Origin of the sequence: Streptomyces sp. NPDC096176 (assembly GCF_044763255.1) — a bacterium.
Lineage (GTDB): Bacteria > Actinomycetota > Actinomycetes > Streptomycetales > Streptomycetaceae > Streptomyces.
This window is the reverse complement of sequence record NZ_JBIWFV010000001.1, coordinates 968754-994503: the sequence shown is the minus strand read 5'-3', so window position 1 is coordinate 994503 and position 25750 is coordinate 968754. Positions and strand designations below refer to the sequence as shown.

Annotated in this window: 19 protein-coding genes; 5 read left to right on the top strand and 14 right to left on the bottom strand. The window is 71.7% G+C overall.

Annotated features, from left to right (window positions below):
* Positions 1-95: 95 nt before the first annotated feature.
* Positions 96-734 carry a GNAT family N-acetyltransferase gene (locus tag ACIQ7Q_RS04690; RefSeq protein ID WP_403856200.1) on the top strand — a complete coding sequence of 213 codons (639 nt, stop codon included), beginning with the start codon at positions 96-98 and terminating at the stop codon, positions 732-734.
* Positions 735-994: 260 nt separating this feature from the next.
* On the opposite strand, the gene ACIQ7Q_RS04685 is transcribed toward ACIQ7Q_RS04690, so the two are convergent.
* Positions 995-2179: a YncE family protein gene (locus ACIQ7Q_RS04685; RefSeq protein ID WP_403856198.1), complete on the bottom strand. Its 1185-nt coding sequence runs from the start codon at positions 2177-2179 to the stop codon at positions 995-997.
* A 383-nt stretch (positions 2180-2562) separates the two neighbouring features.
* The gene (locus ACIQ7Q_RS04680; protein WP_403856196.1) at positions 2563-3066 is read right to left on the bottom strand and encodes an ATP-binding protein; all 504 of its coding nucleotides are present in this window, start codon (positions 3064-3066) and stop codon (positions 2563-2565) included.
* A gap of 445 nt (positions 3067-3511) precedes the next feature.
* Here ACIQ7Q_RS04680 and ACIQ7Q_RS04675 point away from each other — a divergent pair, with 445 nt between their 5' ends.
* Complete coding sequence (locus tag ACIQ7Q_RS04675; RefSeq protein WP_403856194.1) at positions 3512-4099, top strand: DNA-binding response regulator; 588 nt, start codon at positions 3512-3514, stop codon at positions 4097-4099.
* Between the two features lie 69 nt (positions 4100-4168).
* Here the strand turns inward: ACIQ7Q_RS04675 and ACIQ7Q_RS04670 are convergent, their stop codons facing one another.
* From ACIQ7Q_RS04670 to ACIQ7Q_RS04640, 7 genes are all read right to left on the bottom strand, one after another.
* Entirely contained in the window at positions 4169-5944 is a 1776-nt protein-coding gene (locus ACIQ7Q_RS04670; RefSeq protein WP_403856192.1) for an ATP-binding cassette domain-containing protein, read from the bottom strand.
* On the bottom strand, positions 5941-7947 hold the full coding sequence (locus ACIQ7Q_RS04665) for an ABC transporter transmembrane domain-containing protein (RefSeq protein WP_403856190.1): 2007 nt from the start codon (positions 7945-7947) through the stop codon (positions 5941-5943). The genes ACIQ7Q_RS04670 and ACIQ7Q_RS04665 overlap by 4 nt, the downstream gene beginning before the upstream one ends.
* A 215-nt stretch (positions 7948-8162) precedes the next feature.
* On the bottom strand, positions 8163-8291 hold the full coding sequence (locus ACIQ7Q_RS04660; protein ID WP_053556909.1) for a SapB/AmfS family lanthipeptide: 129 nt from the start codon (positions 8289-8291) through the stop codon (positions 8163-8165).
* Positions 8292-8319: 28 nt separating this feature from the next.
* Positions 8320-10941 carry a class III lanthionine synthetase LanKC gene (gene lanKC, locus ACIQ7Q_RS04655; RefSeq protein ID WP_403856187.1) on the bottom strand — a complete coding sequence of 874 codons (2622 nt, stop codon included), beginning with the start codon at positions 10939-10941 and terminating at the stop codon, positions 8320-8322.
* A 169-nt stretch (positions 10942-11110) separates the two neighbouring features.
* A complete protein-coding gene (locus tag ACIQ7Q_RS04650) occupies positions 11111-11878 on the bottom strand; it encodes an enoyl-CoA hydratase/isomerase family protein (RefSeq protein ID WP_403856185.1) in 768 nt (255 codons plus the stop codon).
* Between the two features lie 74 nt (positions 11879-11952).
* Positions 11953-13200 carry an Ig-like domain-containing protein gene (locus ACIQ7Q_RS04645; RefSeq protein ID WP_403856183.1) on the bottom strand — a complete coding sequence of 416 codons (1248 nt, stop codon included), beginning with the start codon at positions 13198-13200 and terminating at the stop codon, positions 11953-11955.
* Between the two features lie 216 nt (positions 13201-13416).
* On the bottom strand, positions 13417-14649 hold the full coding sequence (locus tag ACIQ7Q_RS04640; RefSeq protein WP_403856181.1) for an Ig-like domain-containing protein: 1233 nt from the start codon (positions 14647-14649) through the stop codon (positions 13417-13419).
* 214 nt (positions 14650-14863) lie between these two features.
* Between ACIQ7Q_RS04640 and glgX the strand changes: the two genes are divergently transcribed.
* Positions 14864-17134: a glycogen debranching protein GlgX gene (gene glgX, locus ACIQ7Q_RS04635; RefSeq protein WP_403856179.1), complete on the top strand. Its 2271-nt coding sequence runs from the start codon at positions 14864-14866 to the stop codon at positions 17132-17134.
* 6 nt (positions 17135-17140) lie between these two features.
* Here the strand turns inward: glgX and ACIQ7Q_RS04630 are convergent, their stop codons facing one another.
* From ACIQ7Q_RS04630 to ACIQ7Q_RS04615, 4 genes are read right to left on the bottom strand one after another with little or no spacing between them, the layout of a single operon-like run.
* Positions 17141-17782 carry a response regulator gene (locus tag ACIQ7Q_RS04630; protein WP_403856177.1) on the bottom strand — a complete coding sequence of 214 codons (642 nt, stop codon included), beginning with the start codon at positions 17780-17782 and terminating at the stop codon, positions 17141-17143.
* Positions 17775-19049, bottom strand: a complete 1275-nt coding sequence (locus ACIQ7Q_RS04625) for a sensor histidine kinase (RefSeq protein ID WP_403856175.1) — start codon at positions 19047-19049, stop codon at positions 17775-17777. The genes ACIQ7Q_RS04630 and ACIQ7Q_RS04625 overlap by 8 nt, the downstream gene beginning before the upstream one ends.
* Positions 19050-19083: 34 nt before the next feature.
* On the bottom strand, positions 19084-19851 hold the full coding sequence (locus ACIQ7Q_RS04620) for an ABC transporter permease (RefSeq protein ID WP_403856173.1): 768 nt from the start codon (positions 19849-19851) through the stop codon (positions 19084-19086).
* The gene (locus tag ACIQ7Q_RS04615) at positions 19848-20753 is read right to left on the bottom strand and encodes an ABC transporter ATP-binding protein (protein WP_403856171.1); all 906 of its coding nucleotides are present in this window, start codon (positions 20751-20753) and stop codon (positions 19848-19850) included. Before ACIQ7Q_RS04615 ends, ACIQ7Q_RS04620 begins: the two co-directional genes overlap by 4 nt.
* 194 nt (positions 20754-20947) lie before the next feature.
* Here ACIQ7Q_RS04615 and ACIQ7Q_RS04610 point away from each other — a divergent pair, with 194 nt between their 5' ends.
* Complete coding sequence (locus ACIQ7Q_RS04610) at positions 20948-22861, top strand: ABC transporter ATP-binding protein (RefSeq protein ID WP_403856169.1); 1914 nt, start codon at positions 20948-20950, stop codon at positions 22859-22861.
* Between the two features lie 185 nt (positions 22862-23046).
* Positions 23047-24942 (top strand): ABC transporter ATP-binding protein, encoded by a 1896-nt coding sequence (locus ACIQ7Q_RS04605; RefSeq protein WP_403856444.1) that lies wholly within the window; start codon positions 23047-23049, stop codon positions 24940-24942.
* Between the two features lie 201 nt (positions 24943-25143).
* On the opposite strand, the gene ACIQ7Q_RS04600 is transcribed toward ACIQ7Q_RS04605, so the two are convergent.
* The gene (locus ACIQ7Q_RS04600) at positions 25144-25704 is read right to left on the bottom strand and encodes a TetR family transcriptional regulator (RefSeq protein ID WP_403856442.1); all 561 of its coding nucleotides are present in this window, start codon (positions 25702-25704) and stop codon (positions 25144-25146) included.
* Positions 25705-25750 lie beyond the last annotated feature (46 nt).

Below are 25750 nucleotides of genomic sequence, written 5' to 3'. Positions count from 1 at the left end.
CCCCTTCTTGGTGCATTACTGACGGGGGTCAGATTATCGGCACCGTTGCGCGATCATGGAGGCAAGGCCGAGACATGCGAACGGGGAGGCATGCGGTGAGCGACGAACTGGCGGGGATCCTGGCTGCGGCGGCACGCGGACGGTTTCCTGCGTCGGACGGCGGGGTGACGGTGGTCGGCCGGCCCGGCGTCCGTGACGAGGGCGTGGTGGCCTTCACCGCACACTCGGTCGTCTTCACGGACGAGGATCCGGACTGGGTGCGGGCAGAGCTGGCGGCAACCGCCTCCGACCGACTGGCCGCCACGATGAACCCGAACTTCCTGTGTGCGCTCATGGCGCGCACAGGCCGGTCGATGGACACCGTCGACCTCGTGACGGTCGCCGAAGCTCTGCCCGGCGAACCGGGCCTCGAGCTTCACGAGATCCAGGACCGTGAACACCCGCGGGTGGCGCTTGCGTTGAAGCGCCGTGACGACGTGCGGGTGTGGAGGGCCGACGGCGGGATGCTGGTGCTGGGCCGGGGGCTGGCCGGCCGGTGGGAGGTCTCCATCGAGGTCGCGGAGGAGGCACGCGGCCACGGCCTCGGGCTCGCACTCGCCCTGGCGGCCCGCCATCTGGTGCCCGCACCGGTGCTCTGGTCGCAGCAGTCCCCGGGCAACGCGCGCAGCGTGCGGACGTTCCAGAAGGCGGGGTACCGGCCGGTGGCGTCGGAGGCGATCCTCGCGGCGCGCTGAAGAAAGGCGCGAGGCGGGCCACAGGGCCGCCCTGTGTCCGGCCGTACGACCGGTGATCGGCGGCGGCAGCCGGGGCGATGCGAGTGGCGGTGGCATCGGCGGCGGTGGACGCGGCCGCCGGGACGAGCGAGGCGGTCAGCGCCGGCGCAAGCACGGCGGTCCGACGCCGCAGGCGAGTGATGATCACGGAGATCACCAGCCCGGCTCGGCGGCGCCGGGCCGTGCATCATCACCCACCCGTGGGCGAGTTGGGCGGTCGGCTAGCGGAACACGCCGGTGTGGCCCAGCGAGTAGCGGCCGGGCTGAGGGTAGACCGCGAGCCCGTGCGGCCCGTCGCCCACGGGGATGCGCGCCAGCTGCTTCCCGGTCCTGGTGTCGAGTGCGTACACCTCGGAGTCGTAACGCCCGGACAGCCACAGCACTTTGCCGTCCGCGGAGATGCCGCCCATGTCGGGGCTGCCGCCGTCCGGCAGCCACCACTTCTTCGTCAGGTCGTTCTTCGTGAAGTCGAAGACGGAGACGGAGCCCTCGCCGCGATTGGTGATGAACATCTCCTTGGAGTCGCGGCTGACGTAGAGCCCGTGGGCGCCCCTGCCGGTGGGCAGCAGCTTCGGCCGGGTGAACTTCTCCCCGTCGAGCACCCACACTCCGTGCGCCATCATGTCGGCGATGTAGAAGGTCTTGCCGTCCGGGGAGAGCTTCACGTCCTGCGGCATCGCGCCCTCCAACGGCAGCCTCTGCTGTGCGACGACCTTCATCTTCTCCGTGTCGACCTTGAGCAGCTCGGCGGAGAACTCGCACGACACGATGAAGTACCTGCCGTCGGCGGAGAAGTCGGCGTGGTTGACGCCGTAACAGGACACCGGCTCCACGTGCTTGCGCTCCATGGTGTGCGGGTCGCGGAAGACGAGCTCGCGGTCCAGGGAGGCCATGACGACGGCGTACTTGCCGTTGGGCGTGAAGTAGAGGTTGTACGGGTCGTGCACCTCGACCGGCTTGCCCGCCGCACCGGTCCGCGGGTCGATCGGGGTGAGCGTGTGGCCCCGATTGTTGTTGACCCACAGCGTCTTGAGGTCCCAGGACGGCACGACGTGCTGCGGCTGCGCACCGACCGGGACGGTCCGGACGACCTTGTACGTCTTGGGGTCGATGACCGAGACGGTGTTGGACTTGGTGTTGGGCACGTACACCTGGGAGGGGAATCCCCTGACGACCGGGGAGAGCAGGCCCGGCCGGTCGGCGGCGTAGACGTCGTCGGGATCCAGGACGGGCGGCATGCCGGGCAGTCCCGAGGCACCGGAGACCTCTCCGGGCGCGGCAGACGGAGCGGCCGACTCGGTGCCGCGCGCCTTTGTCTTCCCGCCGCCCTGGCCGCAGCCCGCGAGCAGTGCGAGCAGGGTGGCGGCGAGCAGCGCCGTGGTCCGCTTCGTGAGGGGTGTCTTCACGGACAAGCACAGTAGGCCGCCAGGGGGCGAAAAGTAACGATTTACGCAATTCACAAGATCTCGGGTCGCGCCGGCCCCGCTCCCCAGAGCTGGGCCACGGCGCCGGACGCAATGAATCACACCCTCCTGCCGATATTTATGCATGGATTGCGAGGCAAGTGGGCCACTTCACCTACGATCGTCCCGGAGGAAGAACTAAAGTATTCCGATTGTCCGTATATGGGATTTTGGCGATGAGCGGGTCGTCTGCCATAGTCGATGACACGACCTCCATTGACCCGGGCCAGGTCGACATCAGCGGCCGTGGATACACCCCCCAATCCACGGCGCTCACACAGAAGCCCCCGTGACGCCGCATCCCGGCGTGTGGGGGCTTCTGGGCGTCAGCGGTCGATGACCCGCATCTCGAACCAGGTGGTCTTGCCGCGCGGCAGCAGGTCCACGCCCCACCGGTCGGCGAGTTTGTCGACGAGGAAGAGTCCCCGGCCGCTGGTGTCCATCTCCGTCACGGGCATCAGGCAGGGCAGCCCCCGGGAGGGGTCGCGCACCTCGATGCGGATCCAGCCGCGGCGGCGCAGCATCCGTAATCCGAACACACGGGCACCGGTGTGGCGCACCGCGTTGCCGACCAGTTCGGAGACGAGCAGGACCGCGTACTCCCCGGTCTGCGCGGGCAGCGACCACTGGCGCAGCACCACGCACTGGGTGAGCCGGCGGGCCGTGGCGGCGGATTCGGGGCGGGAGGGGAGGCTCACCTCGCCCTCCGTCGGGTTGCCGTACAACTCCAGTGCCTTGAGCGCCTGTTCGTCGTCGGCGGCTGATGCCCACCGTCCGGCGGTGGCGCCGACGCGCTGCCGCGGTTGTCCCACATCCTCGAGGCCCGCCATGTCTCCATCATGGCCCCTGCCGCCCGTCGGTGTGGGCGTTCCCGCGGAACGGAGCCCCTCGGAGCAGGACGGCCCGACCGCCTCGCACGGCACACGGTCCCGACGCCGCAAGGCGCCGCTCACCCGTCCGCACCTGGGTGAAGTCACCCGCACGAGTGACGCCGGTACCCACGGCCGCCGACCGACGCCGGAGTGCCCGTCTGCCGCCCCCAGCTCACCGGGGCGCGCTATCAGGCCATTTGTCGTGCGGCACCCCGCTGCGGAGCCCTCGATGGCCTGCACCGGTTCACCGGTCCGGGTACTCATCCGGCCAATCCGCCGTCGCGTGACCCCCTGTGCTTCCGAAAGCCCACGTTCCCCGGACGATCGCGGGGGCACTCAGAGGAGGGGCGGATCACGAGCGTCACGCCGAACAGGCGTGCCGGGCATACCCAAAGGGTGGGAAATGATACGGGTGACCGTGGTGTACGAGGCCGGGCTGCTGCGGGCGGCGCTCGAGGAACTGCTGCGCTCCGGAGGTGAGTTCGATGTCTCCTCCGTCGCGCGCTGGCCGCAGAGACCGGCCCCCGGCGCTCCGGCGCCCGACGTGTACGTCATCGACGCCGAGTGCCTCGAGCCGGCCAGGGCCGCCGACCGGACGGTGACCGGAAGGGGCGCCCTCGTGGCACTCGTCCCGGCACAGCGACCAGGGGTGCTGCGAAGGGCCCATGAGGCCGGTGCCCTCGGGTTCGTCGACAAGGGCGGCTCCAAGCGCCGATTGATCACAGCGGTGCGCCGCGCCGCGAAGGGTGACCGGTTCGTGGACGAGGCACTCGCCGCCGGTTTCCTGACCGCGGCGGAAATGCCGCTGACGCAGCGGGAGTTGAGCGTACTCGCGCTGGCCGCCAAGGGAGAGCCGATCGCGGAGGTCGCCGCGTCGTTGCACCTGTCCCAGGGGACGGTCCGCAACTACATGGCAAGCGCCATACGCAAGGTGGGGGCCCGCAATCGGGTGGACGCGATCCGCATCGCGCAGGGGGCCGGCTGGACCTGATCCGGCTCGGCGGACCGCCCGATCCGGCACGCACACGGACCGCCGCCGCTGGACGGCGGGCCGGCCGGATCAGCGCCCCGTGCCGTGCCAGTGCCCCACCAGGTCCCGGTACAGAGCGGAACGTACGAGCAGTTCCTCGTGCGTTCCGCACAGGGCGCGTGTGCCGTCCAGGACGAGGACGCGGTCCGCCCGGAGCGCCGACGACAGCCGGTGAGCCACCACCACCAGGGCCCCCGGCCGGGCGGCGAGAGCCCGCTCCGCCACCGCCTCCCTCGAAGGATCGAGATGAGACGTCGCCTCGTCGAGCAGCAGCACGGGCGCCGGGGAGAGGTGGGCACGGCCGAGTGCGATCAGCTGCCGCTCGCCCTGGGAGAGGGTCCGCGGCGTCAGCGTCGCGTCCAGACCGCCGACCCTGGCCACGAGCGGCTCCAGCTCCAGCGCCCTTACGGTCTCCTCCACGGCAGCCCCCAGGGCCTGCGGGCGCAGGTAGCACAGGTTGTCCCGGAGCGTGCCGGTGAACACGTACGCGTCCTGCGGGAGAAGGCTGCGCAGGCCCGTCAGGTCCGTGGATGACGCCGGCACCAGTGAACGGCCGGCCAGCCGCACCGCCCCCTCGGACGGTACCAGCGTGCCGGCCACCACCTGGAGAAGTGTCGACTTGCCGATGCCGCTCGGCCCGACCACCGCGAGGTGCTCCCCCTCGGCGACGGACAGGTCCAGGCCGTCCAGGACAGGACGCGCCCGCGATCCGAAGGAGACCCGGACACCCCGCAGTTCCACCGCGGCCCGGCCGGTCCGGGGGCCGGGCCCGGCGCCTGCGGCGGCAGGGGCGACGGCCGTGTCCGGGTACGGCTCGGTGAGCCGGCCCAGGACCACGAGCAGCCGGGCGCCCGCGGCGCCCAACACCGTCATCAGCGAATGCAGGGCGGGCAGCAGGGCCTGAAGCAGATAGGTGAGAGCACCCACCAGCGCTCCCGCCGTGACACCCTGCCCCAACAGCCACGGCGTGCAGACAAGGAGGAGGAAGACCGGCAGCTGACCGGCCACGGCCACGGCCAACGTCCGCACGGTCGCCCAGCGGGCCATCGACCGGGCCGCGGCGGCGGCCTCGTCGACGTCGAGCCGCCCCCGTGCCATAGCCTCGTCCTGCGTGCCGCAGGCGACGATGTCGCGCAGGGCAGTCCGTACGCCCTGCGCGTGCCGGCCGATCGCCTCGTCGGCGTCGAGGTAACGGTGCTGGGCGCGGGCCATCGGCAGCAGTGACGCCATGAACAGCGTGACTCCCAGCAGCAGCGGCGGCAGAACGATCAGCAGGAACTGCGGTGCCAGCGACAGCAGACCGACCGCGGCCCCGGCGGCGACGAAGACGAAGGAGCGTGCGGTGAGCACAAGCCCCGCGAAGCTGTCCCGGGCGATCTCCGTCTGGCTGGTCAGCCGGGAGACGGCCGTGCCGTCGACCGAGCCGCCGGGGGCCGTGGCCTTGCACAGCGCGTGCATCACCGCGCGGCGGACCAGAGCGTCGCGCAGCGGCTCCGTCAGGTCGGCGAGCAGGGCGAAGACCCCGCGGGTGACGGGGGCGCTGAGCAGAATCACCCCGGCCGCCAGCGCCAGCCAGAGCAGACCCGTCACGGTGTCCGCCCGCAGGAACCCGTCGTCGAGTGCTCTGGCGACTCCGTAACCACCGAGGAACGTCTGCACGGACTCGGCGGCAGACAGGGTCACGAGCCCGAACAGGGTCCGCTTCCTGCGCAGGAGGAAACGCCGGGCCGGTGCCGCCAGGCGGCGGGCGGCCACCCGGTCCGTGACGGCGGGGCCGTGACCGGGCCGGGCGGTGGTCCCGCTCATCGCCCGGCCCCCCGGCCGCGGCGTGCGACCAAGGCGGCGGGCGGCCACCCGGCCCGTCGCGGCGGGGCCGCGCCCGGAGTGCGTGACGGCTCCTGCACAGGCACGCGGTCAGGCGCGGCCCGCGAATCCGGCGCAGACACGGGGTCCCACGCGGTCGGCGGGTACGGGGTGGCCGGCTGTTCCGGCACGGGCCCGGGGGCGAACACCGCACGGTAGTCCGGGTCCCGCCACAGCTCGCCGTGCGGCGCGACGCGTCGGACGCGGCCCGCCTCCAGCCAGATCACCAGGTCGGCCCGGGCGGCGGAGGACACCCGGTGCGCGACGACCAGCCGCGTGCCGGTGAGCGAGGAACGCGACAGCGCCAGTTCCACCTGCCGTTCCGTGGCCGTGTCGAGGCTCGAGGTCGCGTCGTCCAGGATCGTCAGACGCCCTCGTCGTACGAAGGCCCTCGCCAGCCCGAGGCGTTGCCGCTCGCCCCCGGACAACGGCGCCCGGTCCAGCGGGGTCCCGTACTCCTGGGGCAGCAGGCGTACGAAGTCGTCGGCGTGCGCGAGGGCCGCAGCGTGCCGGACCTGCTCCCCGCTCGTGCGGACGGCTCCGGCCGCCACTGCTTCGGCCACCGTGCCGCTGGGGAACTCCGGTCGTGCGAAGGCGTAGGCGACGCAGGCGCGCAGGTCGCTCCGCGCCACCTGGGACAGTGGTGTGCCGTCGAGCAGCACCTGCCCCACGTCCGCGTCCTCGAGCCGGCCGGCGACCGCGGCGAGGCTGGACTTGCCGGAGCCGGACCGGCCCACCACGGCGGCCGTCGCGCCTCCCGGCACCTTCAGCGACACGTCCGTGAGCAGCGGCACACCGCCGCGCACGACGCCGACCCCCCTGAGTTCCAGGGCTCCGGTTCCGTCGGCCGGCAGGACCGCGCAGCCGTGGCGCATCGGGTCCAGGTCCACGAGTTCGGCCGCGCGACGGGCCGCGCTGCGGGCCCGCACGAGCGCGCCGAGCGGGGACGCGACCCCGCCGACGCCCGCTGCGAGCGCCGCGTAACGCGAGGCTGCCAGCAGGTCCCCCACGCTCAGGGCGCCTTGGGAGACGCGGACCCCGCCCACGACGAGGACGGCTGTGACGAGCAGCGGCAGCAGCACGCCGCTGTGCGCCACGGCACGGCCGTGGACGGTCCACATACGCCGTCCGTGCAGGGCCAGTTCGTCGAGCGGTGCGAGGACGCGCCGCGCCTCGCGTTCGACGGTGCCTGCCGCGGCGACCGTACGGGCGCCCTCCAGCGCCTCCGCCAGCCGGGCGGCGATGTCGGCCTGCACCCGCTGGTAGCGGCCGACGCTGTCGGACGAGTGACGGGCGAAGGCGCGCAGCAGCAGAAGCAGCAGCGGAACACCGGCCAGGAACACGGCGGCGGTCCACGGATCGATGAGCGCGAGGGCTACGAGGGCGCCCACGGGTGCGAGCAGTGAGGAGACGATGGTGGCGAGCGCCGCAGGCGCGGCTCCGCTGTCCGCCGCGTTCACGCACAGCCGAGCGGCGACGTCACCGGGAGAATACGAGGCCGCCCTCTCGAGCGGACTGCCGAGCAGCCCCGTCAACGCCCGGATGCGTACCCAGGCGGTGGCGCGGGCGTTCGCCAGTTGGCTCAGCAGGACGCGTGCGGCCTCCAGGAGGACCTCACCCGCCAGCAGCACGGCGCTCAGCGCGAGCCATGGCCCCGCCCCTGCGCGTCGGTCCAGCATCAGGTCCAGTGCGTGCCCGATGACGGCGGGAACCGCGAGCGCGCACCCTGCGGCGGCCGTCGAGCAGAAGCCGAGAACGGTCGCGATGAACCAGGTCCGCCGCACCGTGCCGCGTAGGAGTGCGTCTCCTCCGCTCCCCGGCGCCGTACGGCGCTTCTCGCGCCGGCCCTCGCCCCGGGGCTTCGCGGCCGACTGCCCCTGGTCACGCCCTTCCTCGTCACGCTGTCGCCTGCCCCGCGGTCGCTCTGCCCGTTCCAGCCTCGTCACCCCTCTCCGTCACCTCTCTCCGGCGCTCGTCCCGGCACTCCTCTGCGGAAGACGCCTCCGGGGACCGCCCCCGGAAGCCGCTCCGGGGGCTCGGCCAGGCAGAACCGTCCACCGCTGTGGGCACGGCGTTCCGGACGCCGCGGCGCCCCCGGAGACGCGCTCCGGGGGCGCCGGGACTCCGCCGCGACTGCCGCCGCTCGCGGAGCCGCGCCGGATCAGTTGCAGGTGGTCACGCTGAGGCTGCTGTCACCGCAGAGCAGCAGGCTGGCGCGGCTGCCGGTCTCGACGTCGCCGATGGCCTCTTCCTTCGGGGTCTCCATCGACTGCAGGTCGAGCAGGGTCATGATCTTTTCCTCTCTGTTGGGGACGGTGCTACTGACGACCCCGTGACGGGGCCGGTTCTTGGGGGCGGTGCAGCGGCGGCAGGAACGGCAGCTGCGCCGGGCGGTCGCCGAGCGCCGCCGCCAGCGCCAGCAGGCAGCCGGCCGTGCCGGTGGACAGGTCCATCGACAGCCGCATCATCTGCTCACCGGGAAAGGCCAGTCGGCCTTCGTAGGACATGGCGTGCCAGGCCAGCGAGCGGGCCTGACGGCGTACGTCCTCCGCTGTGGTGCCCGGGCCGCCTGTGGTGGTACGCGCGAGATGCAGGACCATGCCGGCGGCGCCGCGGAAGAGGCCGGGCTGTGCGTAGAACGTGGCCTGCGCGGCCCGCACGATCTCGCGGCGCGCCCGGTCGAAGGTGTCGTCGTGGCGGTGGGCCGCGTAGTCGTCGAGCACCATGCCGATACCGGCGCTGCCCGCTCCCAGGTAGGGCATCGTGCGCCAGCCCTCGTCCACCTGAAGGGTGCCCGCCGCACCGTGTACGCACCGGGACAGATCGTCGCTCAGCGCCTCGGCCGCGAGGTCGAGCAGCGCGGTGTCCCCGGTGCGTTCGTGCAGCCGTACGAAGAGCAGCGCCCGGCCCGCGGAACCGTGCAGCAGCCCGGTGCGCCGTGTGCTCCGCCCGGTCCCGGCGCCGGCAGGGACGGGGCGGACAGTCAGCTCCGCGCAGTGGAGGGCGGCGTCGTGCAGGGCCGTCTCCCCGGTGGCGGCGGCAAGCGCGTCGAAGGCGAGGCCGATTCCGGCCGTACCGCTGTGCAGGTCGGGTGAGAGCGCCGACCACTCCTGTTCGAGAATCCGGTGGGCGAGTTCCATGGCAGGACCTGTGTGGCCCAGCCGGTGAAGGGTCCAGGCGATGCCGGCGAGGCCGTCGTAGAACCCGAGCGGAGTACCCGAGTCGGGTGCCTTGGCGTGGCGCAGCAGCCACTCCTCGGCGGCGGGGCAGGCCGGGGAGCCGCTCTCGCGGAGGGCGTGGAGCACTCCGGCGGTGCCGTGGCCGAAGCTCGCTCCGCCACCCGCGGTCGCGAACTGTGCGATGTCGCCGGGGAAGTACCGGTCCTCGCGCTCCGGGGTCGCCGACGCGAGGATCGCCTCGGCCATCGAGTCGCGGCTGCGCGGCCAGTCGTCCGGTTCGACGGGAAGGAACCGGCCGGGTCCTCTCGCCGGCGCGTGGAGCGGGCCGCCGGCCGGGTCGCGTCCGATCTCCCGTACGGCCTCGTCGAGGAAGCCGCGGGGCACCGGGAAGTACCGTGCCGCGAGGTCGGCCAGGTGTGCCGCCTTGTCCCGGTCGATGGCGAGCAGGCTGGTGAGCGGCAGGAACAGGGCGATCCGCAGGCAGGCCAGCGCGTAGCGGTCGATGTCGACGCCGCGCCGGTCGGCGGGTGCGACGAACGCCGGGTGGGCGACGATCTGCCGGCCGCGCTCCTCCGCGGGGCGTGCCGCTTCGAAGTCGAGCAGCACGACGGACTCCTCGTCGTCGGCGACCATGATGTTGAACAGATGCAGATCGTTGAAGACCACCCCGCGTGCGTGGAGGTCGGCCACCGCCTGTTCGACCAGGCCGTGCATCCGCATCGCCCATCGTGTGTATTCGTCCAGTCGTTCGGGCGACGGATCCGCGTCGATCAGCGGGTGTCTGCGGGCGAAGAAGGAGTTGAGCGGCCGGCCCGCCACATGCTCCAGCGCGAGGAAGTGGTGCTCGCCCAGCACGAAGCTGTCCACGACCTCCGGCGTGCAGGCGAGCCCCGACAGCTGCCGCAGCGCCTGGTGTTCCCGGTCCAGGCGGGTCACCGCGTCGGCGCCGTCGGCGGCGAGGCCGGCGTACGGGCGGGCCTCCTTGAGCACGACCCGCGTGCCGGTGGCCTTGTGGTGTGCCTCGTAGACACCGCCGCCGTTGGAGAAGTGCAGCGCCTTGTCGATGGCGTACGGCAGGTCCGTGACGGCCACCGCGCCGCGGGCCTCGAGATGGGGCCGCAGATAGTCGGGCGGGGTGATCCACTCGGGTATTCGGAACACCGGCTCGCGCGGGTCGGGCACCAGCGCGCCGGCACCGTTCTCGATCGCGGGGCGCAGCTCACCCTGCTCGTCGTAGCAGTGGCGGCGGGTGAAGCTCCCGTAGCGCAGGTGCACCGGCCCCGCGCCCCAGCGCAGATCGCTGAGGATGTACGGACCGGGCTCGCCGTCGAGCAGCGCGGCGAGGTCGCCCGCGATACGTCCGCACCGGGCCTCGTCCGCCGGGTAGACCGTGATGAACTTGCCGCTCGCCGCCCGGTCGGCGTACTTGGCGTTGCGCTGGTGCAGCAGGTAGCGGCTCGGGACGAACTTGAACGCCGCCTCGTGCGCCAGGCAGTACGTCCGGACCTTGGTGAGCACCGACTCCGCGTTGCCGAGGGAGGCGGAGATATGGATCTTCCAGCCCTGGGACGGCAGCGCCTGGTCCACGGGCCGTAGGGCGAGCCAGTCGCCCGTGCGGTGGCTGAGCCATCCCTCGGGGACCGGCAGCCGCGCCGCCTCGTACAGGGCGCCGTCAGCGGTCTCCTCTGCGAACGCCAGGCGGTGCGGCGCCTCGTAGAAGTGCCGGTCGGCGTCGCAGAAGACCGCGTACCCCTTGTTCACGCACACTCCCTCGGTCGGTGACAGGAGTGACGTTGTCACGCGCGGCCAGGCGCCCGACAGTCACCGCTGTCACCTTCCGAACGTGCGGTACGCACAGGTAACCAGGGCCGGACGCGGCGGCCGAGCAGGCCCGCGGCCCTCGACGGAGTCGGGGCCGCCGGCCGAGGGGTCAGAGGAACTTGGCCTTGCCGGGACCTTCCTCGACGAAGCTGCGCATGCCGCGCTCCCGGTCCTCCGTGGCGAACAGCCCCGCGAACCAGGTGCGTTCCACCGCGAGACCGGTCTCGATGTCCGTCTCCAGGCCGGTGTCCACCGACTCCTTCGCGGCGCGCAGCGCCAGCGCGGGGCCCTTGGCGAGCGCCGAGGCCCATGCGTGCGCCTGCTCGTACACCTCGGCAGCCGGGACGACGCGGTCCACCAGGCCGAGGGACAGCGCCTCGTCGGCCTTCACCATGCGACCGGTGAAGATCAGGTCCTTGGCGCGGGACGGGCCGATCAGCCGGGACAGCCGCTGGGTGCCGCCGGCGCCCGGGATCAGGCCCAGCAGGATTTCCGGCTGGCCGAGCTTGGCGTTGTCGGCGGCGATCCGGTAGTCGGCGCAGAGCGCGAGCTCGCAGCCGCCGCCGAGCGCGTACCCGGTGACGGCCGCGACGACGGGCTTGGGGATACGGGCGACGGCGGTGAAGGACTCCTGCAGCCCACGGGACCGCACGACCATCGCCGTGTGGTCCATGGCCTGCATCTCCTTGATGTCCGCGCCTGCCGCGAACACCTTCTCGCCGCCGTACAGGATCACGGCCCGTACGTCCTCGCGGCGGCCGGCCTCCTCCGCGAGCTCGCGCAACCGGTCCTGGATCGCGATGTCGAGGGCGTTCATCGGGGGGCGGTCGAGCCTGATGGTGCCGACGCCTTCGGAGACTTCGAGTGAAACGGTCATGGACGAAGGTTAGTACCCGTTAACACGCGGGGGCCCGGTGCTGTTGCTCACAGCACCGGGCCCCCGCGGGCAAACTACTTCGTCCACTCCTCCCAGGACAGGTTCCAGCCGTTCAGGCCGTTGTCCGGGGCGATCTGCTTGTCCTTCGAGTTCTTCACGATCACCACGTCGCCGGTGATCGAGTTGTTGTAGAACCAGGCGGACGGGGTGTTCTTGTCGTACGCGCCGCGCACGTCACGCAGGCCGACGCAGCCGTGGCTGACGTTGGCCGAGCCGAAAGTCCCCGGCGAAGCCCAGTAGTTGCCGTGGATGAAGGTGCCCGAGGTGGACAGCCGCATCGCGTGCGGCACGTCCTTGATGTCGTACTCGCCGCCGAAGCCGACGGTCGCACCGTTCATCCGGGTCACCTTGTACTTCTCGCTGATGACCATCTGCCCGTTGTACGTGGTGGTCGACGGCGCGCCCGCGGTGATCGGGATGTTCTTGATCTCCTTGCCGTCGCGTACGACCTTCATCGTCTTGGCGCTCGCGTCGACGGTGGAGACCTGGCTGCGGCCGATGGTGAACGACACGGTCTTGGCCTGCTTGCCGTACACACCCGGGCGGCCCTCGACGCCGTCCAGGTTGAGCTTCACGGTCACCTTGGTGCCGGCGGCCCAGTACTTCTCGGGACGGAAGTCGAGACGGTCGTTGCCGAACCAGTGGCCCTCGATCGGGACGGACGGCTCCGCCGTCACCTCGATCGCCTTCTCGACGGCCGCCGGGTCCGTGATGCCGCGGGTGAAGTTGATGGAGACCGGCATGCCGACGCCGACGGTCGAACCGTCCTCCGGCGTGTAGTGGCCGATGAAGGTGTTCTTGGGCACCAGCGTGGTGAAGGTGGTGTCCTTGGCCGACTCACGGCCCTCGGCGTCCTTGGCGACGGCGTGCACCTTGTACTTGGTGGAGCCTGCCAGATGCTGCAGCGGCTGCCAGCCGGCGCCGTCCGCCGCGATCCTGCCCTTGATCTCGGTGCCCTTGTCGTCCTGCACGCTGACCGTCGTCAGCTTGCCCTTGGCCGCCGTGACCTTGAGCGCGCCACTGGTGGCGACCGCGTCGGCACCGTCCTTGGGCGTGATGGTCACCACCGCCTGGGAGGCCGCGTTCTCGACCTTCCCACTGCCGTTCTTACCGCTGGACCCGGTGTCGCCGCCCTTGTCGGAGCCCCCGCCCCCGCAGGCCGTCAGCACCAGCATCGCCCCCATCACCAGAGCGGACAGCGCGGCGCCCCCGCGCCCGCGTCCGGTTCCGGCCGATGCCCCCGATATCGGCTGCCCGTTCACAGTCGTGTTCTCCCCTCGCACGGCCTGGCATCGCCACGGCCCGCACCCCCGCGCACCTCACGCACGCACGGCGATAGATAATCACACCGCACGTCGTCAAATGTGCCCCCCAATGTCACCGTTCAGTCCCAACTCGTCCATCGGACTCTGCCAGGGCCGCTTTGCGGTGACATCGGCCCGCGGTGCAGGTCGTGCCGGGTCGGCGAGGGTGCCGCGTCAGCCCAGAGCGGAACCCGCCTTCCACTTCTGCCAGTCGAGGTTCCAGCCGCTGAGGCCGTTGTCCGGGTCCACCGTCCGGTCCTTGGAGTTGACGACCTCCACCACGTCGCCGATCAGGGTCCGGTCGAAGAACCAGCCGGCCGGGGACTCACTGCTGCCGCCCTTGTCGTCCCGCAGCCCCACACAGCCGTGCGACACGTTCTTGGTGCCGAAGACTTTGGGGTTCGTCCAGTAGTTGCCGTGCAGGAAGGTGCCGGACGTCGTCAGCCGGATCGCGTGCGGTACGTCCTTGATGTCGTACTCGCTCTTGCCGTTCTTCTTGGTGAAGCCGACGGTCGCCCCGTTCATCCGGGTCACGTCGTGCATCTCCATCACGACCATCTTGCCGTTGTACGTCGGATGCTTGCGTGCCCCGGCGGTGATGGGCACGGTCGCGAGGGGCTTGCCGTCGCGCACGACCTTCATGGTGCGCGCCTTCGCGTCCACATGGGAGATCTGGGAGCGGCCGACCCTGAAGGAGATGGTCTTGCTCTGGAGGCCGTACACACCGGGCTCCGCCTCGACTTCGCGCAGCCGCATGTCGACGGTGACCTCGGTGCCGGGCTTCCAGTAGCCGCGGGGCCGGAAGTCGACCCGCTCATCGCCGAACCAGTGGCCCACGACCTCCACCGGCGGATCGGAGGTGATACGGATCGCGCGTTCGACGGCTGCGCGGTTCTCGATCGCCTGGTTGAAACCGACGGAGATGATCATCCCGGTGCCGACGGTCGAGCGGTTCTCCGGCTGGACGTAGCCGATGAACCGGTGGTCGGGAACGAGGGTCGTGAAGGTGGTGTGGCGCGCCGCCCTGCGGCCGTGCCCGTCGCGTGCCACCACATCCACACTGTACTTGGCGGCGAGCTGCAGCCGGGTGCCCTCTTTGGGCTTCCAGAGCTGCCCGTCATCGGAGATCCGCCCCTCGACGGCGGCCTTCTTTGCGTTCCCGGTCCGCGTGACCTCGACCCGCTCGAGTCGGCCGCCGGGCAGACGGACCTCGAGGATGTCGTCCGGGCGCACCTTCTTCGCCCCGTCCTTTGGCACCACTCGGATGGTGCCCGCGGGCGCCACCGCCCCCGGTTTGTCGCCGTTGTCGAGGATTTCGCCGGTACAGCCGGCGAGTCCCGCGATCAGTCCTGCTCCTGCCAGGGCGACGGCCGCGCCGCGCCCCGCCCGCTTCAGTACATGTCTCACATACCGACCAACGACAGCGGCCCGCCCGGGGCAACGACCCGCCTGGGGCAACGTGAACGGCGGGCGATGTTGGGACGGGTGCGGCGCGGGCAGAAATGGTGGGAGGACCAGGCGTGGGGTGACGCGGCCGGGACGCCGCGAGCAGTGCTCCACCGAAGGCCCCGGGCCTGGGAGCACCTCAAGCAGGGCCCGACGAGCCGCGGGAGGCCGGCAGGTGTCGAGCGCAGCCGAGCAGGAGACGGTGCGGGAGGAGGTGCCGGGTGAGCCGCCCGGCACCCGTTCGGCGGTGGCCGGCGCGGCCGGCCACCGACCGGAGGCGGAGGTCCGCAGACCACCGGTGTGGCCGGGAGCGCCCACCCCCCTGGGCGCACGGTTCCGGGTGGGCCCGGACGGCGTCGCGGGGACCAACTTCGCACTGTGGGCGGGTGGGGCGGAAGGAGTGGAGCTGTGCCTGTTCGACGATTCCGGCGCGGAGACCCGGCTGCCGCTCACCGAGCTGACGCACGAGATCTGGCACGGCTTCGTGCCCGGCGTCGGACCCGGCCGGCGGTACGGCTACCGGGTGCACGGCCGGTGGGACCCGTGGACGGGGGCGCGCTGGAATCCGGCGAAGCTGCTGCTCGACCCCTACGCCCGCGCGGTCGACGGGGGCTTCTCGCTGCCCGCGCAGGTGTACGGGCATGTGCGGGACTGGCCCGACCAGCATGTCGCCGACACCGTGCGCGACGACCGGGACTCCGCCCCGTACGTGCCCAAGGGGGTGGTCGTCCACGACGACGCCGACGGCGACGAGTGGATGGACGACCGCCGGCCCAAGATTCCCTGGGCCGACTCGGTCATCTACGAGCTGCACGTCAAGGGGTTCACCAAGCTGCATCCGGGCATCCCCGAGGAGCTGCGGGGCACGTACGCGGGTCTCGCCCACCCCGCGGCGATCGAGCATCTGGTGCGGCTCGGAGTGACGGCCGTCGAACTGCTGCCGGTGCACCAGTTCGCGCACGAGGACCATCTGCTGCGACGAGGGCTCGCCAACTACTGGGGCTACAACTCCATCGGCTACTTCGCCCCACACGCGGCCTACGCGGCGTCCGGCACGGCCGGACAGCAGGTCGGCGAGTTCAAGCGGATGGTCCGGGCGCTGCACACCGCGGGCATAGAGGTCATTCTCGACGTGGTGTACAACCACACCGCTGAAGCGAGCGAGTTGGGGCCGATGTTGTCCCTGCGCGGGATCGACAACCGCGGCTACTACCGCTTGCAGGCGGATGCCCGCAGGTACGCGGACTACACAGGGTGCGGCAACACACTGCATGTGGTGCAGCCCCATGTGCTGCGGCTGATCACCGATTCGCTGCGCTACTGGGTGACCGAGATGGGCGTCGACGGCTTCCGGTTCGACCTGGCCGCGGCGCTCGCCCGCTCGATGCACGACGTCGACATGCTGTCCCCCTTTCTGGCCGTCATCGCCCAGGACCCGGTGCTGCGACGGGTGAAACTGATCGCCGAGCCCTGGGACGTGGGCAACGGCGGATACCAGGTGGGCGCCTTTCCGCCGCTGTGGACGGAGTGGAACGACCGGTACCGCGACGCCGTGCGGGACTTCTGGCGCGGTGCCCTGCCCGACGTACGCGATCTCGGCTACCGGCTGTCGGGCTCCAGCGACCTGTACGCCTGGGGCGGCCGGCGCCCGTACGCATCCATCAACTTCATCACCGCGCACGACGGCTTCACCCTCCGCGACCTGGTCAGCTACCAGCAGAAGCACAACGAGGCCAACGGGGAGGGCAACCGCGACGGCACCAACGACAACCGGTCCTGGAACTGCGGGACGGAGGGCGAGACGGACGACCCCGGCGTCAACGCCCTGCGCCGCAGACAGGTGCGCAACCTGCTGACCACCCTGCTGCTCTCGACGGGCGTGCCGATGATCGTCGCCGGCGACGAGATGGGCCGGACACAGGGCGGCAGCAACAACGCCTACTGCCAGGACAACAAGACCAGCTGGTTGGACTGGTCGCTGCTCGACGAGCCGGGGCCCAGCGGCCTGCTGGAGCTTACCCGGCGGCTGCTGGAACTGCGCCATCGTCATCCGGTGCTGCGCAGACGAGCCTTCTTCTCGGGCCGCCCGCAGGCGCCGGACGGACTGCGCGACCTCGCGTGGTTCACCCCGCAGGGCAGGGAGATGACCGAAGGCGACTGGTACGCCCCGTCGGCGACACTCGCGCTGTACCTGTCCGGGCGGGACATCCCCGGCCGGGACGCCCGCGGCGAGCAGGTCACCGACGACAGCTTCCTGACGATCCTGCACGCGGCCGGTGAGCCGGTGGACTTCCGGCTGCCGGGCGCGCCGTGGGCGCAGGACTACGAGCTGGTGGTGGACACCTCACGGGAGGACCAGGCCACGCCGCCGGGCACGGTGTACGAGGGAGGGTCGGTGGTTCGGGTGCCCGGCCGTTCGGTGCTGCTGCTGCGGGTGGCGCACTGAGCCCGGTCAGCCGAGGATGCCCCGGTCATAGGCGACGGCTACGGCCGCCGCCCGGTCCTTGGCGCCGAGCTTGCCGAAGATGTGCGTGAGGTGGGTCTTGACCGTGGCCTCGCTGATGAACAGCTCCGCCGCGATCTCCCGGTTGGACGTGCCTTTGGCGACCAGCGCCAGCACCTCGCGCTCGCGGGCGGAGAGCGGCTCCCTGCCCGGTGCGGCGGGCGTGCGGACATGCGAGACGAGACGGGAGGCGACCGCCGGGGAAAGCACGGTGCGGCCGTCGGCGGCGGCCCGCACCGCCGTGAACAGTTCGTCGCGGGGGGCGTCCTTGAGGAGGTAGCCCGTGGCACCGGCCTCGATGGCGGGCAGGGTGTCGGAGTCCGTGTCGTAGGTGGTGAGGACCAGGACCTTGGCGCGGGCGCCGCGGCGGGTCAGCTCGGCGATGGCCGCCACTCCCCCGCCGCCGGGCATGCGCAGGTCCATGAGGACGACGTCGGGGTCGAGCCGGACGGCGAGCTCGACGCCTTCGACGCCGTTCGCGGCCTCGCCGAGGACCCGGAAACCGGGCGCGGAGTCGAACATGCCGCGCAGACCGTCGCGTACGACGGGATGGTCGTCGACGACGATCAGGGTGATGGTGTGATCAGCCATGGCGGACCAACGGTACGCGAGCGGACACGGCCGTTCCCCGGCCCGGTTCCGATTCCACGGCGACCGTGCCCGCGATCCGTTCGGCGCGGGCCCGCATGCCGTCCAGCCCGAAGCCGCCGGTGCCGGAACGAGGCGGCAGCGCAAGCGGATCGAAGCCCCGGCCGTCGTCGCGTATGTCGAGGGTGACCTCGTCGCCCATGTAGGACAGGGTGACGCCGGCCCGGGTGGCGTGCGCGTGCTTCGCCGCGTTCGCGAGTGACTCGCCGGCAATACGGAGCAAGGTTGCCGCTACCTCCTCGTGCAGCGGCTCCTGCGTACCGGTGACGGTGAACCGGGCCAGCACACCGGTCTGTTCCGACCATTCGGCGACGGCCGCCTCCAGTGCCTGGGGGAGTGACGCGTGCTCCAGGGCTGCCGGGGCGAGGTTCTGCACGGAGCGGCGGGCCTCGCCGAGGCTGTGGCGGGCGAGCGCGGAGGCGCGGGCGAGGTGTTTCCCGGCGAGCGCCGGGTCGTCGGTGGAGGTGACGGCCTGCAGCTGGGTGATGATGCCGGCCAGGCCCTGGGCGATGGTGTCGTGGATCTCGGCGGCCAGCCGGCGGCGCTCGTCCGCGACACCGGCCTCCCGCGCCTGGACGAGGAGTTGGGCGTGCAGCCCGGCGTTCTCCTCGAGGGCCTGTTCCAGCCGGGCGTTGGCGTCCTCCAGCGCCTGGATGGTGGCCAGGCGCTCCTTCGCCCGCTCCGCCTCCCGCACACCGAGGCCGGCGAAGAGCAGGCAGAGCGAGGCGTTGAGGACATAGAGGCCACCGAAGAGGAACCACTGTGTCGTCGATTTGGGCGGCAGGCCGCCGGACTGGGAGCCCGCCATGGTCACGGCGGTGAACAGCAGCCCCGCGTACGCCCGCCGGCCGGGCAGCAGTTGGCCGGAGTCGAAGTAGCCGAGGACGGCATAGATGGCGAACAGCGGGTTCAGCCAGGTGAGGGCGAAGGCGAGGACGGTCCGCAGCGCGATGTACACATGGCCGGCCGGGCCGCCGTCGGCCGTGCCCGGAGCTGTCACGGCCCACCACCGCTGGAGCACCAGCGCGGCGACGACCAGTACTCCGGCGGCGTACATCTCGGCGCGGCTCATGAATTCGTCCGCGACGACGCCGGCGGTCAGGGTGGCGAGACCCAGGAGGGCGTAGGGGCCGTGGCGGTAGAACTGCGCCCAGCGCTCCTCGATCGGTACGTCCGCTCCGGGCCCCTGCACCGCGTCGGACAGTTTCATGCGCCAAGTGTGACCCAGCCGCTCCCCATCGGGATCACTCCCAGCGGAACCAGCGGACCGCGGCCGCCGTGAGAAGTGCGGTCCACACTCCCGTGACCCCCAGGTCCGACCATGCGGGCCAGCCGCCGGCCGCGGCGCGGTCGAGTGCCTGGGAAGCGGCCCCCAGCGGCGTGAACTCCACGATGCGCTGCAGGGTGTCGGGCATGGCCTGCACGGGGAGCCACACGCCCGAGGTGAACATCGACGGGAAGAAGATCACCGAGCCGACGGCGGTCGTGATCTTCTGGGTGGGGGAGACGGCGCAGACGGTCGCGCCGAGCGCGAGTGCGCTCGCGGTGGTCAGGACCAGGGCGAGCGCGTAGCCGAACGGCTGGGCGGGCAGCGCCACGTCGAACGCGACTCGGCCCACCGCCATGGCCAGGACGGCGGACACGACGGCCGCCGCGCCGTGGAGGGCGAGCTGGGCGCTGAGCAGCGCGGAGGGGCGGACCGGGGTGGTCGACATGCGCCGCAGGATGCCGCGTTCGCGGTATCCGGCGAGGACGGGCGGCATGGCCTGCAGGCCGGCCATGATCATGGCGAGCAGCACGGCGGTCGGGACGTAGAGGTCGATGACACGTCGGCCGCCGATGTCGTCCGACGCCTCCCGGAACGAAGGGATCAGGCCGAGGATCGTCATCAGCAGCGTCGGGAAGAGCAGGATCCAGAACAGCGACCCGGGCTCCCGCGCGAAGAGACGGGCTTCGGTACGCAGCACCGCGACGGGCGCGGAAGTGCGGGCAGAGGCGGTCGTGGTGGTCATCGTGCGCTCTCTTCTGTGAGGTCGAGGAAGGCGTCGTCCAGGGTCGTCTCGGACACGCGGAGCCGACCGGCCGTGATGCCGTGCCTGGCCAGCAGGGACATCACCGCCGTGACGGTCTCGTCCGTGCCGTGGAGCACCACCTGGCCGTCCCCGGTCCGGACGGAGGCCGCCTGCGGCAGCGCCGCGAGCTCCCGCTCGTCCAGCGGGGCGGAGGGCGTGAAGGAGATGACCGTCGACGCGGTGGACCGGCCGATCAGCCCGGCCGGGGTGTCCAGGGCGGCGACCCGGCCCTTGTCGATCACGGCGATCCGGTCGCAGAGGCGCTGTGCCTCCTCCATGAAGTGGGTGACGAGCAGCACGGTGACGCCCGAGTCCCGGACCTCCTCGATCAGTTGCCAGGTGTCCCTGCGGGCGCGTGGGTCGAGCCCGGTGGTGAGTTCGTCCAGGACGACGACCCGTGGGTTGCCGATGAGCGCGAGGGCGATGAACAGACGCTGCTTCTGTCCGCCGGAGAGCTTCGCGAACCGGGCGCCGAGCTTGGCCTCCAGACCGAGCCGCTCGGCCAGCGGCCGCCAGTCGGCCGGCTCCTCGTAGAAGGAGGCGTACAGCTCCAGCGCCTCGCGCACGGTCAGTTTGGGCTGCAGCTCGCTCTCCTGGAGCTGGGCGCCGAGCAGCCGGGTGAGCTGCCGGTGGTCGGCCACCGGGTCGAGCCCGGCCACTTGGACCGTGCCCGAGTCGGGGACTCTGAGGCCCTCGACGCATTCGACGGTGGTGGTCTTGCCCGCGCCGTTCGGGCCGAGAATCCCGAAGATCTCCCCCTCCTCGACCGTGAAACTCACCCCGTCGACCGCCGGGCGGCCGGCATAGGCCTTGTGCAGTCCGTTCACTTCGATGATCGCCATGTCCCTACAGTCGCTTCCGGCGCGGGCTGGGGGCATCGCCCATCACGCTCGATCCGCCATCGGCCGATCGGTTGACACGGGAGTACGACTCCGGTCGCGTACGTCACCCGGTTCCAGGGCCTCCCGCCGAAGCTGCGCCGCCTGGCGGAAAACCACATGAGCGCTGTCAGTGGCGAACCGTAGGCTCGCACCTGATGCCCACACCACATTCCGATACCAGGGACCGCTCCGCCGTGCGTTCGCTCCTGCGGCTGTGGCCGTATGTCCGCCCGGTCCGTACACGCCTGTTCGGCGCGGCTGCTGTCGCCGTCGTGGCCTCCTGTCTCAGCCTCCTCATCCCGCTGGTGCTGAAGTGGATCGTCGACGGTCCGGTCGCCGGCGGGGACCCGGGCGGTGTCTGGTTCGGCGCGTTGATCCTGCTGTTGCTGGGCGTCGCGGAGGCCGTCCTGTTCGGCTTCCGGCGATGGCTCGTGGCCCGGCCGCTCGCGGGTGTCGAGGCGGCCATGCGGGCGGATCTCTTCCGGCATCTGCAGCGTCTGCCGGTGGCCTTCCACGACCGTTGGGCGTCGGGCCAGTTGCTCTCGCGGGGCACCACCGACCTGATGCTGCTGCGGATGTTCCTGGCCTTCCCGCTGACGTTCCTGCTCGTCAACGGCACGACGATCCTCGTCGGGTTCGTGATCCTGCTCGGCCAGGAGTGGACGCTGGGGCTGGTACTGCTGGCTCCCGTGGTGCCGTTGGTCGTGATCTGCTCGCTCTTCGAGGCGCGGTACGCCCTGGTCGCCCGGAAGGCCCAGGACCAGGTCGGCGATCTGACGACGGTCGTCGAAGAGAGTGTGCTCGGCATCCGCATCATCAAGGGCTTCGGCCGCCACCGCAGCCAGGCCGAGGCGTTCCGCGGCCTGTCGGAGCGGCTGCGCGGCACGGAGCTCGGCAAGGCCCGGCTGCTGGGCAGCGTCTGGGCACTGATCACGATCATCCCCGAACTGGCCATCGGTGCCGCACTGGTGCTGGGCACGGTCCAGGTCGCGGACGGCGAGCTGTCGGCGGGCACCCTCGTGGCGTTCCTGTCGACGGCGCTGGCGCTGCGCTGGCCGGTGGACTCGATCGGCTTCCTGCTGGCCATGAGCCAGGAGGCGGCGACCGCCGCGGACCGGTACTTCGAGGTTCTGGACGCGGAAGAGGAGCGGGAGACGTACGACGCCGGGGCCCTGACAGGCGTGGCGCCGGCACAGGCCGGCGGGCTGCGCTTCGACGGTGTCGAGTTCCGCTACCCGGACGCACCCGCCGACACCGCTCCGGTCCTCGCCCGGATCGACCTGCATGTGCGTCCGGGCGAGACGATGGCCCTCGTGGGCGGGACGGGCAGCGGCAAGACCACGCTCACCGCGCTCGTACCGCGGCTGCACGAGCCGACCGGCGGGCGGATCACCCTCGACGGGCGGGACATCACCGCCATGCCGCGCGAGCGGCTGCGCGAGCTGGTGTCGGTGGCCTTCGAGGAGCCGACGCTGTTCTCCGCGAGCGTCGGGGAGAACGTGCTGATGGGTGCTCATGGCAACGCCGACGAGGCCGAGCTGCGCCGCTCCCTCGACATCGCGCAGGCCGGCTTCGTGGACGCGCTGCCGAACGGCGCGGCCACGCAGGTGGGCGAGCAGGGCCTGAGCCTGTCCGGCGGCCAGCGTCAGCGTCTCGCGCTCGCCCGCGCCGTCGTCGGCCGGCCCCGCTTCCTGGTGCTGGACGACCCGCTCTCGGCGCTCGACGTGCACACGGAGGCACTCGTGGAGGCCGCGCTGCGCCGGGTTCTAAAGGGGACCACGGCGCTGGTGGTGGCGCACCGGCCGTCGACGGTGATGCTGGCCGACCGGGTCGCGCTGCTGTCCGAGGGCCGCATCGCCGCGGTGGGCACGCACCACGAACTGCTGCGTACGAACGCGGAGTACGCATGGCTGATGTCCGGCGCGGAAGGGCCCGGCGGCCCCGAGGCGCACCCTGTGTCGAGCGGCGCGCAGGTGGAGGCGGCCGCCGAGGGCCCGGGCGGCAGGAGCGATCCGGGCGGCCGGGCGGCCCCCGGGAAGACCGCGGGAGTGGAAGGGGCAGCACAGTGACGACTGGTTCGACGGCCGACTCGACGGCCGAGCCGGCGGCCGAGCCGGCGGCCGAGCCGGCGGCCGAGCCGGCGGCCGAGCCGGCGGCCGGATCCGGCTCCTCGGACGGCATCGCCACAACCGGGCCTGCCGCCCCCGACTCACGTGTGCCGGGCGCCGGCGCGGCGGCCGCTCCCGACCACCTTGTGCCCGGCGTCGCGGACGACCCGACCACGCTCCCCGGCCCGGACGCGCCCTCGGCCGGCTCCGGCCCGGACACGCCCACGGAAGGCCCCGGCGCAGGGGCCGACGATCCGTTCGACCGGGACGCCCTGCCCGCCCCCGACGGCGCGACCGGCGCTCTGCTGCGTTCCCTCCTCGCACCCCGCCGTGCCCGTGTCGCGCTCGCCGCCGTGCTGCTCCTCCTCCAGCAGGCGGCCGTGCAGGCCGGCCCGTTGCTCGTCGCGTACGCCATCGACCATGGCGTGCCGGCGTTCCGCAGCCACACCTTTGGGCCGCTGGTCGCCGTCGGCATCGGGTACGCGTTCTGCGCGGTGGCCGCGGGAGCGCTCCTGTACGCGTTCATCCGTGCCTCCGCGCGCGTCAACCAGGACGTGCTGCTGGATCTGCGCGGCCGTATCTTCCGCCACGCACAGGCGTTGAGTGTCGACTTCCACGAGCGGTACACCTCCGGCCGGCTGATCTCCCGCTCGACCACCGATGTCGAGTCGCTGCGCGAGCTGCTGAGCGAGGGCCTGCAGGAGCTGATCGGCGTCGTGCTCGCCTTCGTGTACATCTCGGCGATGCTGCTCTGGCTCGACGTCGGGATCGGCGGGATGGCCGTCCTGTCGTTCGTCCCGCTCTATCTGCTGGTCAGGCTCTACCAGCGGCGCGCCAAGGCCGTGTTCATGAACCGCTCGACGGCGATCGCGGCGGTCATCGTGAAGTTCGCGGAGACGATGAACGGCATCCGGCCGGTGCGCGCCTTCCGGCGCGAGCGCGCCAACGAAGCGGAGTTCGAAGTGCTGAACCACCGCCACGAGCGCAGCAACGGTGATGCGCTGCTGGAGATGGCCCGCTATGTGGTGGGCTCCCGACTCGTCGCCAACACGGCGGTCGCGGCGATGGTCCTGTGGGGCGCGTACCGGGTGGCACAGGGGACCCTGGCGCTGGGCGTGCTGGCGGCGGCCGTGCTGTATCTGCGGCGGTTGTACGACCCGATCGACCGCCTCGGCATGTTCCTCAACTCCTACCAGTCGGCGGCCGCGTCGCTGGAGAAGATCGCGGGTCTGCTGGCCCAGCGGCCGACGGTGCCCGAGGCCCGCGAGCCGCGCGAGCTGCCGGTACGGACCCACGGCAGCCCGGGCCGTGAGGTCGTGTTCGAGCAGGTCTCCTTCGCCTACCGCACGGGCGGGGAGGTGCTGCCCCGCTTCGACCTGGCGATCCCGGCCGGTCAGACCGTCGCCGTCGTCGGGTCGACGGGCGCCGGCAAGTCCACGCTGGCCAAGCTGCTGGCGCGCTTCTACGACCCCACCGAGGGCCGGGTGCTGCTCGACGGCACCGATCTGCGTGATCTGGCGGTGCCCGAGCTTCGCCGGGGGGTGGTGATGGTGACCCAGGAGGCGTTCCTGTTCTCGGGGACGGTCGCGGAGAACATCGCGATCGGACGGCCGGAGGCGTCCCGTACGGACGTCGAGCAGGCCGCCAAGGCGATCGGGGCACACGATTTCATCGCCGCGCTGCCCGAGGGTTACGACACGGATGTCCGCAAGCGCGGCGGGCGGATCTCTGCGGGTCAGCGGCAGTTGGTGGCGTTCGCCCGTGCCCTGCTCGCCGACCCGGCGGTGCTGATCCTGGACGAGGCGACGAGTTCGCTGGACATTCCGGGCGAGCGGGCGGTGCAGCGGGCGATGGACACCGTGCTCCGGGGCCGTACGGCAGTGGTGATCGCGCACCGCTTGTCGACGGTCGAGATCGCGGACCGGGTACTGGTGATGGAGCACGGGCGGATCGTCGAGGACGGCGCGCCGGGCGAACTGATCGGCGGGCAGGGGCGTTTCGCGGGGCTGCACCGCGCGTGGCGGGACAGCATGGTGGGCTGAGTCCTCGATCCGGTACGAGGATGCGACGGTACGTGACGTGCCGGTACGACACTTGATGTCGGCGGACTTCGCGGAGTCGACGCCACTCTCGCGGGTCCGAGTCGGATCAAGCCGCGTAGTCGAGGAAGTCGGCCACGGCGAGGATGTGCCGGTGGCCGCCGAGCTGTCCCGCGGCACGGGAGCCGCTCCGGCACAGGAGCCCTACGGCGCCTCCGCCGTCAGATACCGCTGCACCGTCGGCCCCAGCCAGGCGACGATCTCCTCGCGGGACATCGCCGCGGCGGGCGGCAGCCGCAGGACGTAGCGGGCGAGCGCCATGCCCAGGATCTGGGAGGCGGCGAGCGCGGCGCGGGCCGGGGCCTCGGCCGGGTCGGGGCAGACACCGGCCGCGATCGGGCCCAGCTGCTCCCTGAAGATCGCCTGCATGCGCTCCGCGCCCGCCGCGTTGGTGACGCCGACGCGCAGCAGTGCGGTGAGCACCTCGTCCTGCTCCCAGCGGTCGAGGAAGTGGGTCACGAGGACGGCTCCGATGTGCCGCGCGGGCAGCGTGCCCACCTCGGGCAGCCGCAGGTCGAAGGCGGAGGCGGCCGCGAACAGCCCCTCCTTGTTGCCGAAGTAGCGCATGACCATCGACGGATCGATCCCCGCGTCGCGGGCGATGGCCCGGATGGTGGCGCGCTCGTAGCCGTCGGCGGCGAAACGCTCGCGTGCGGCCTCCAGGATCGCGGCACGGGTGGCGTCGGAACGGCGTGGGGCGGTCATCATGTCAACGATTGTAGGCCAACGCATGTTGACATATCAATCCGGC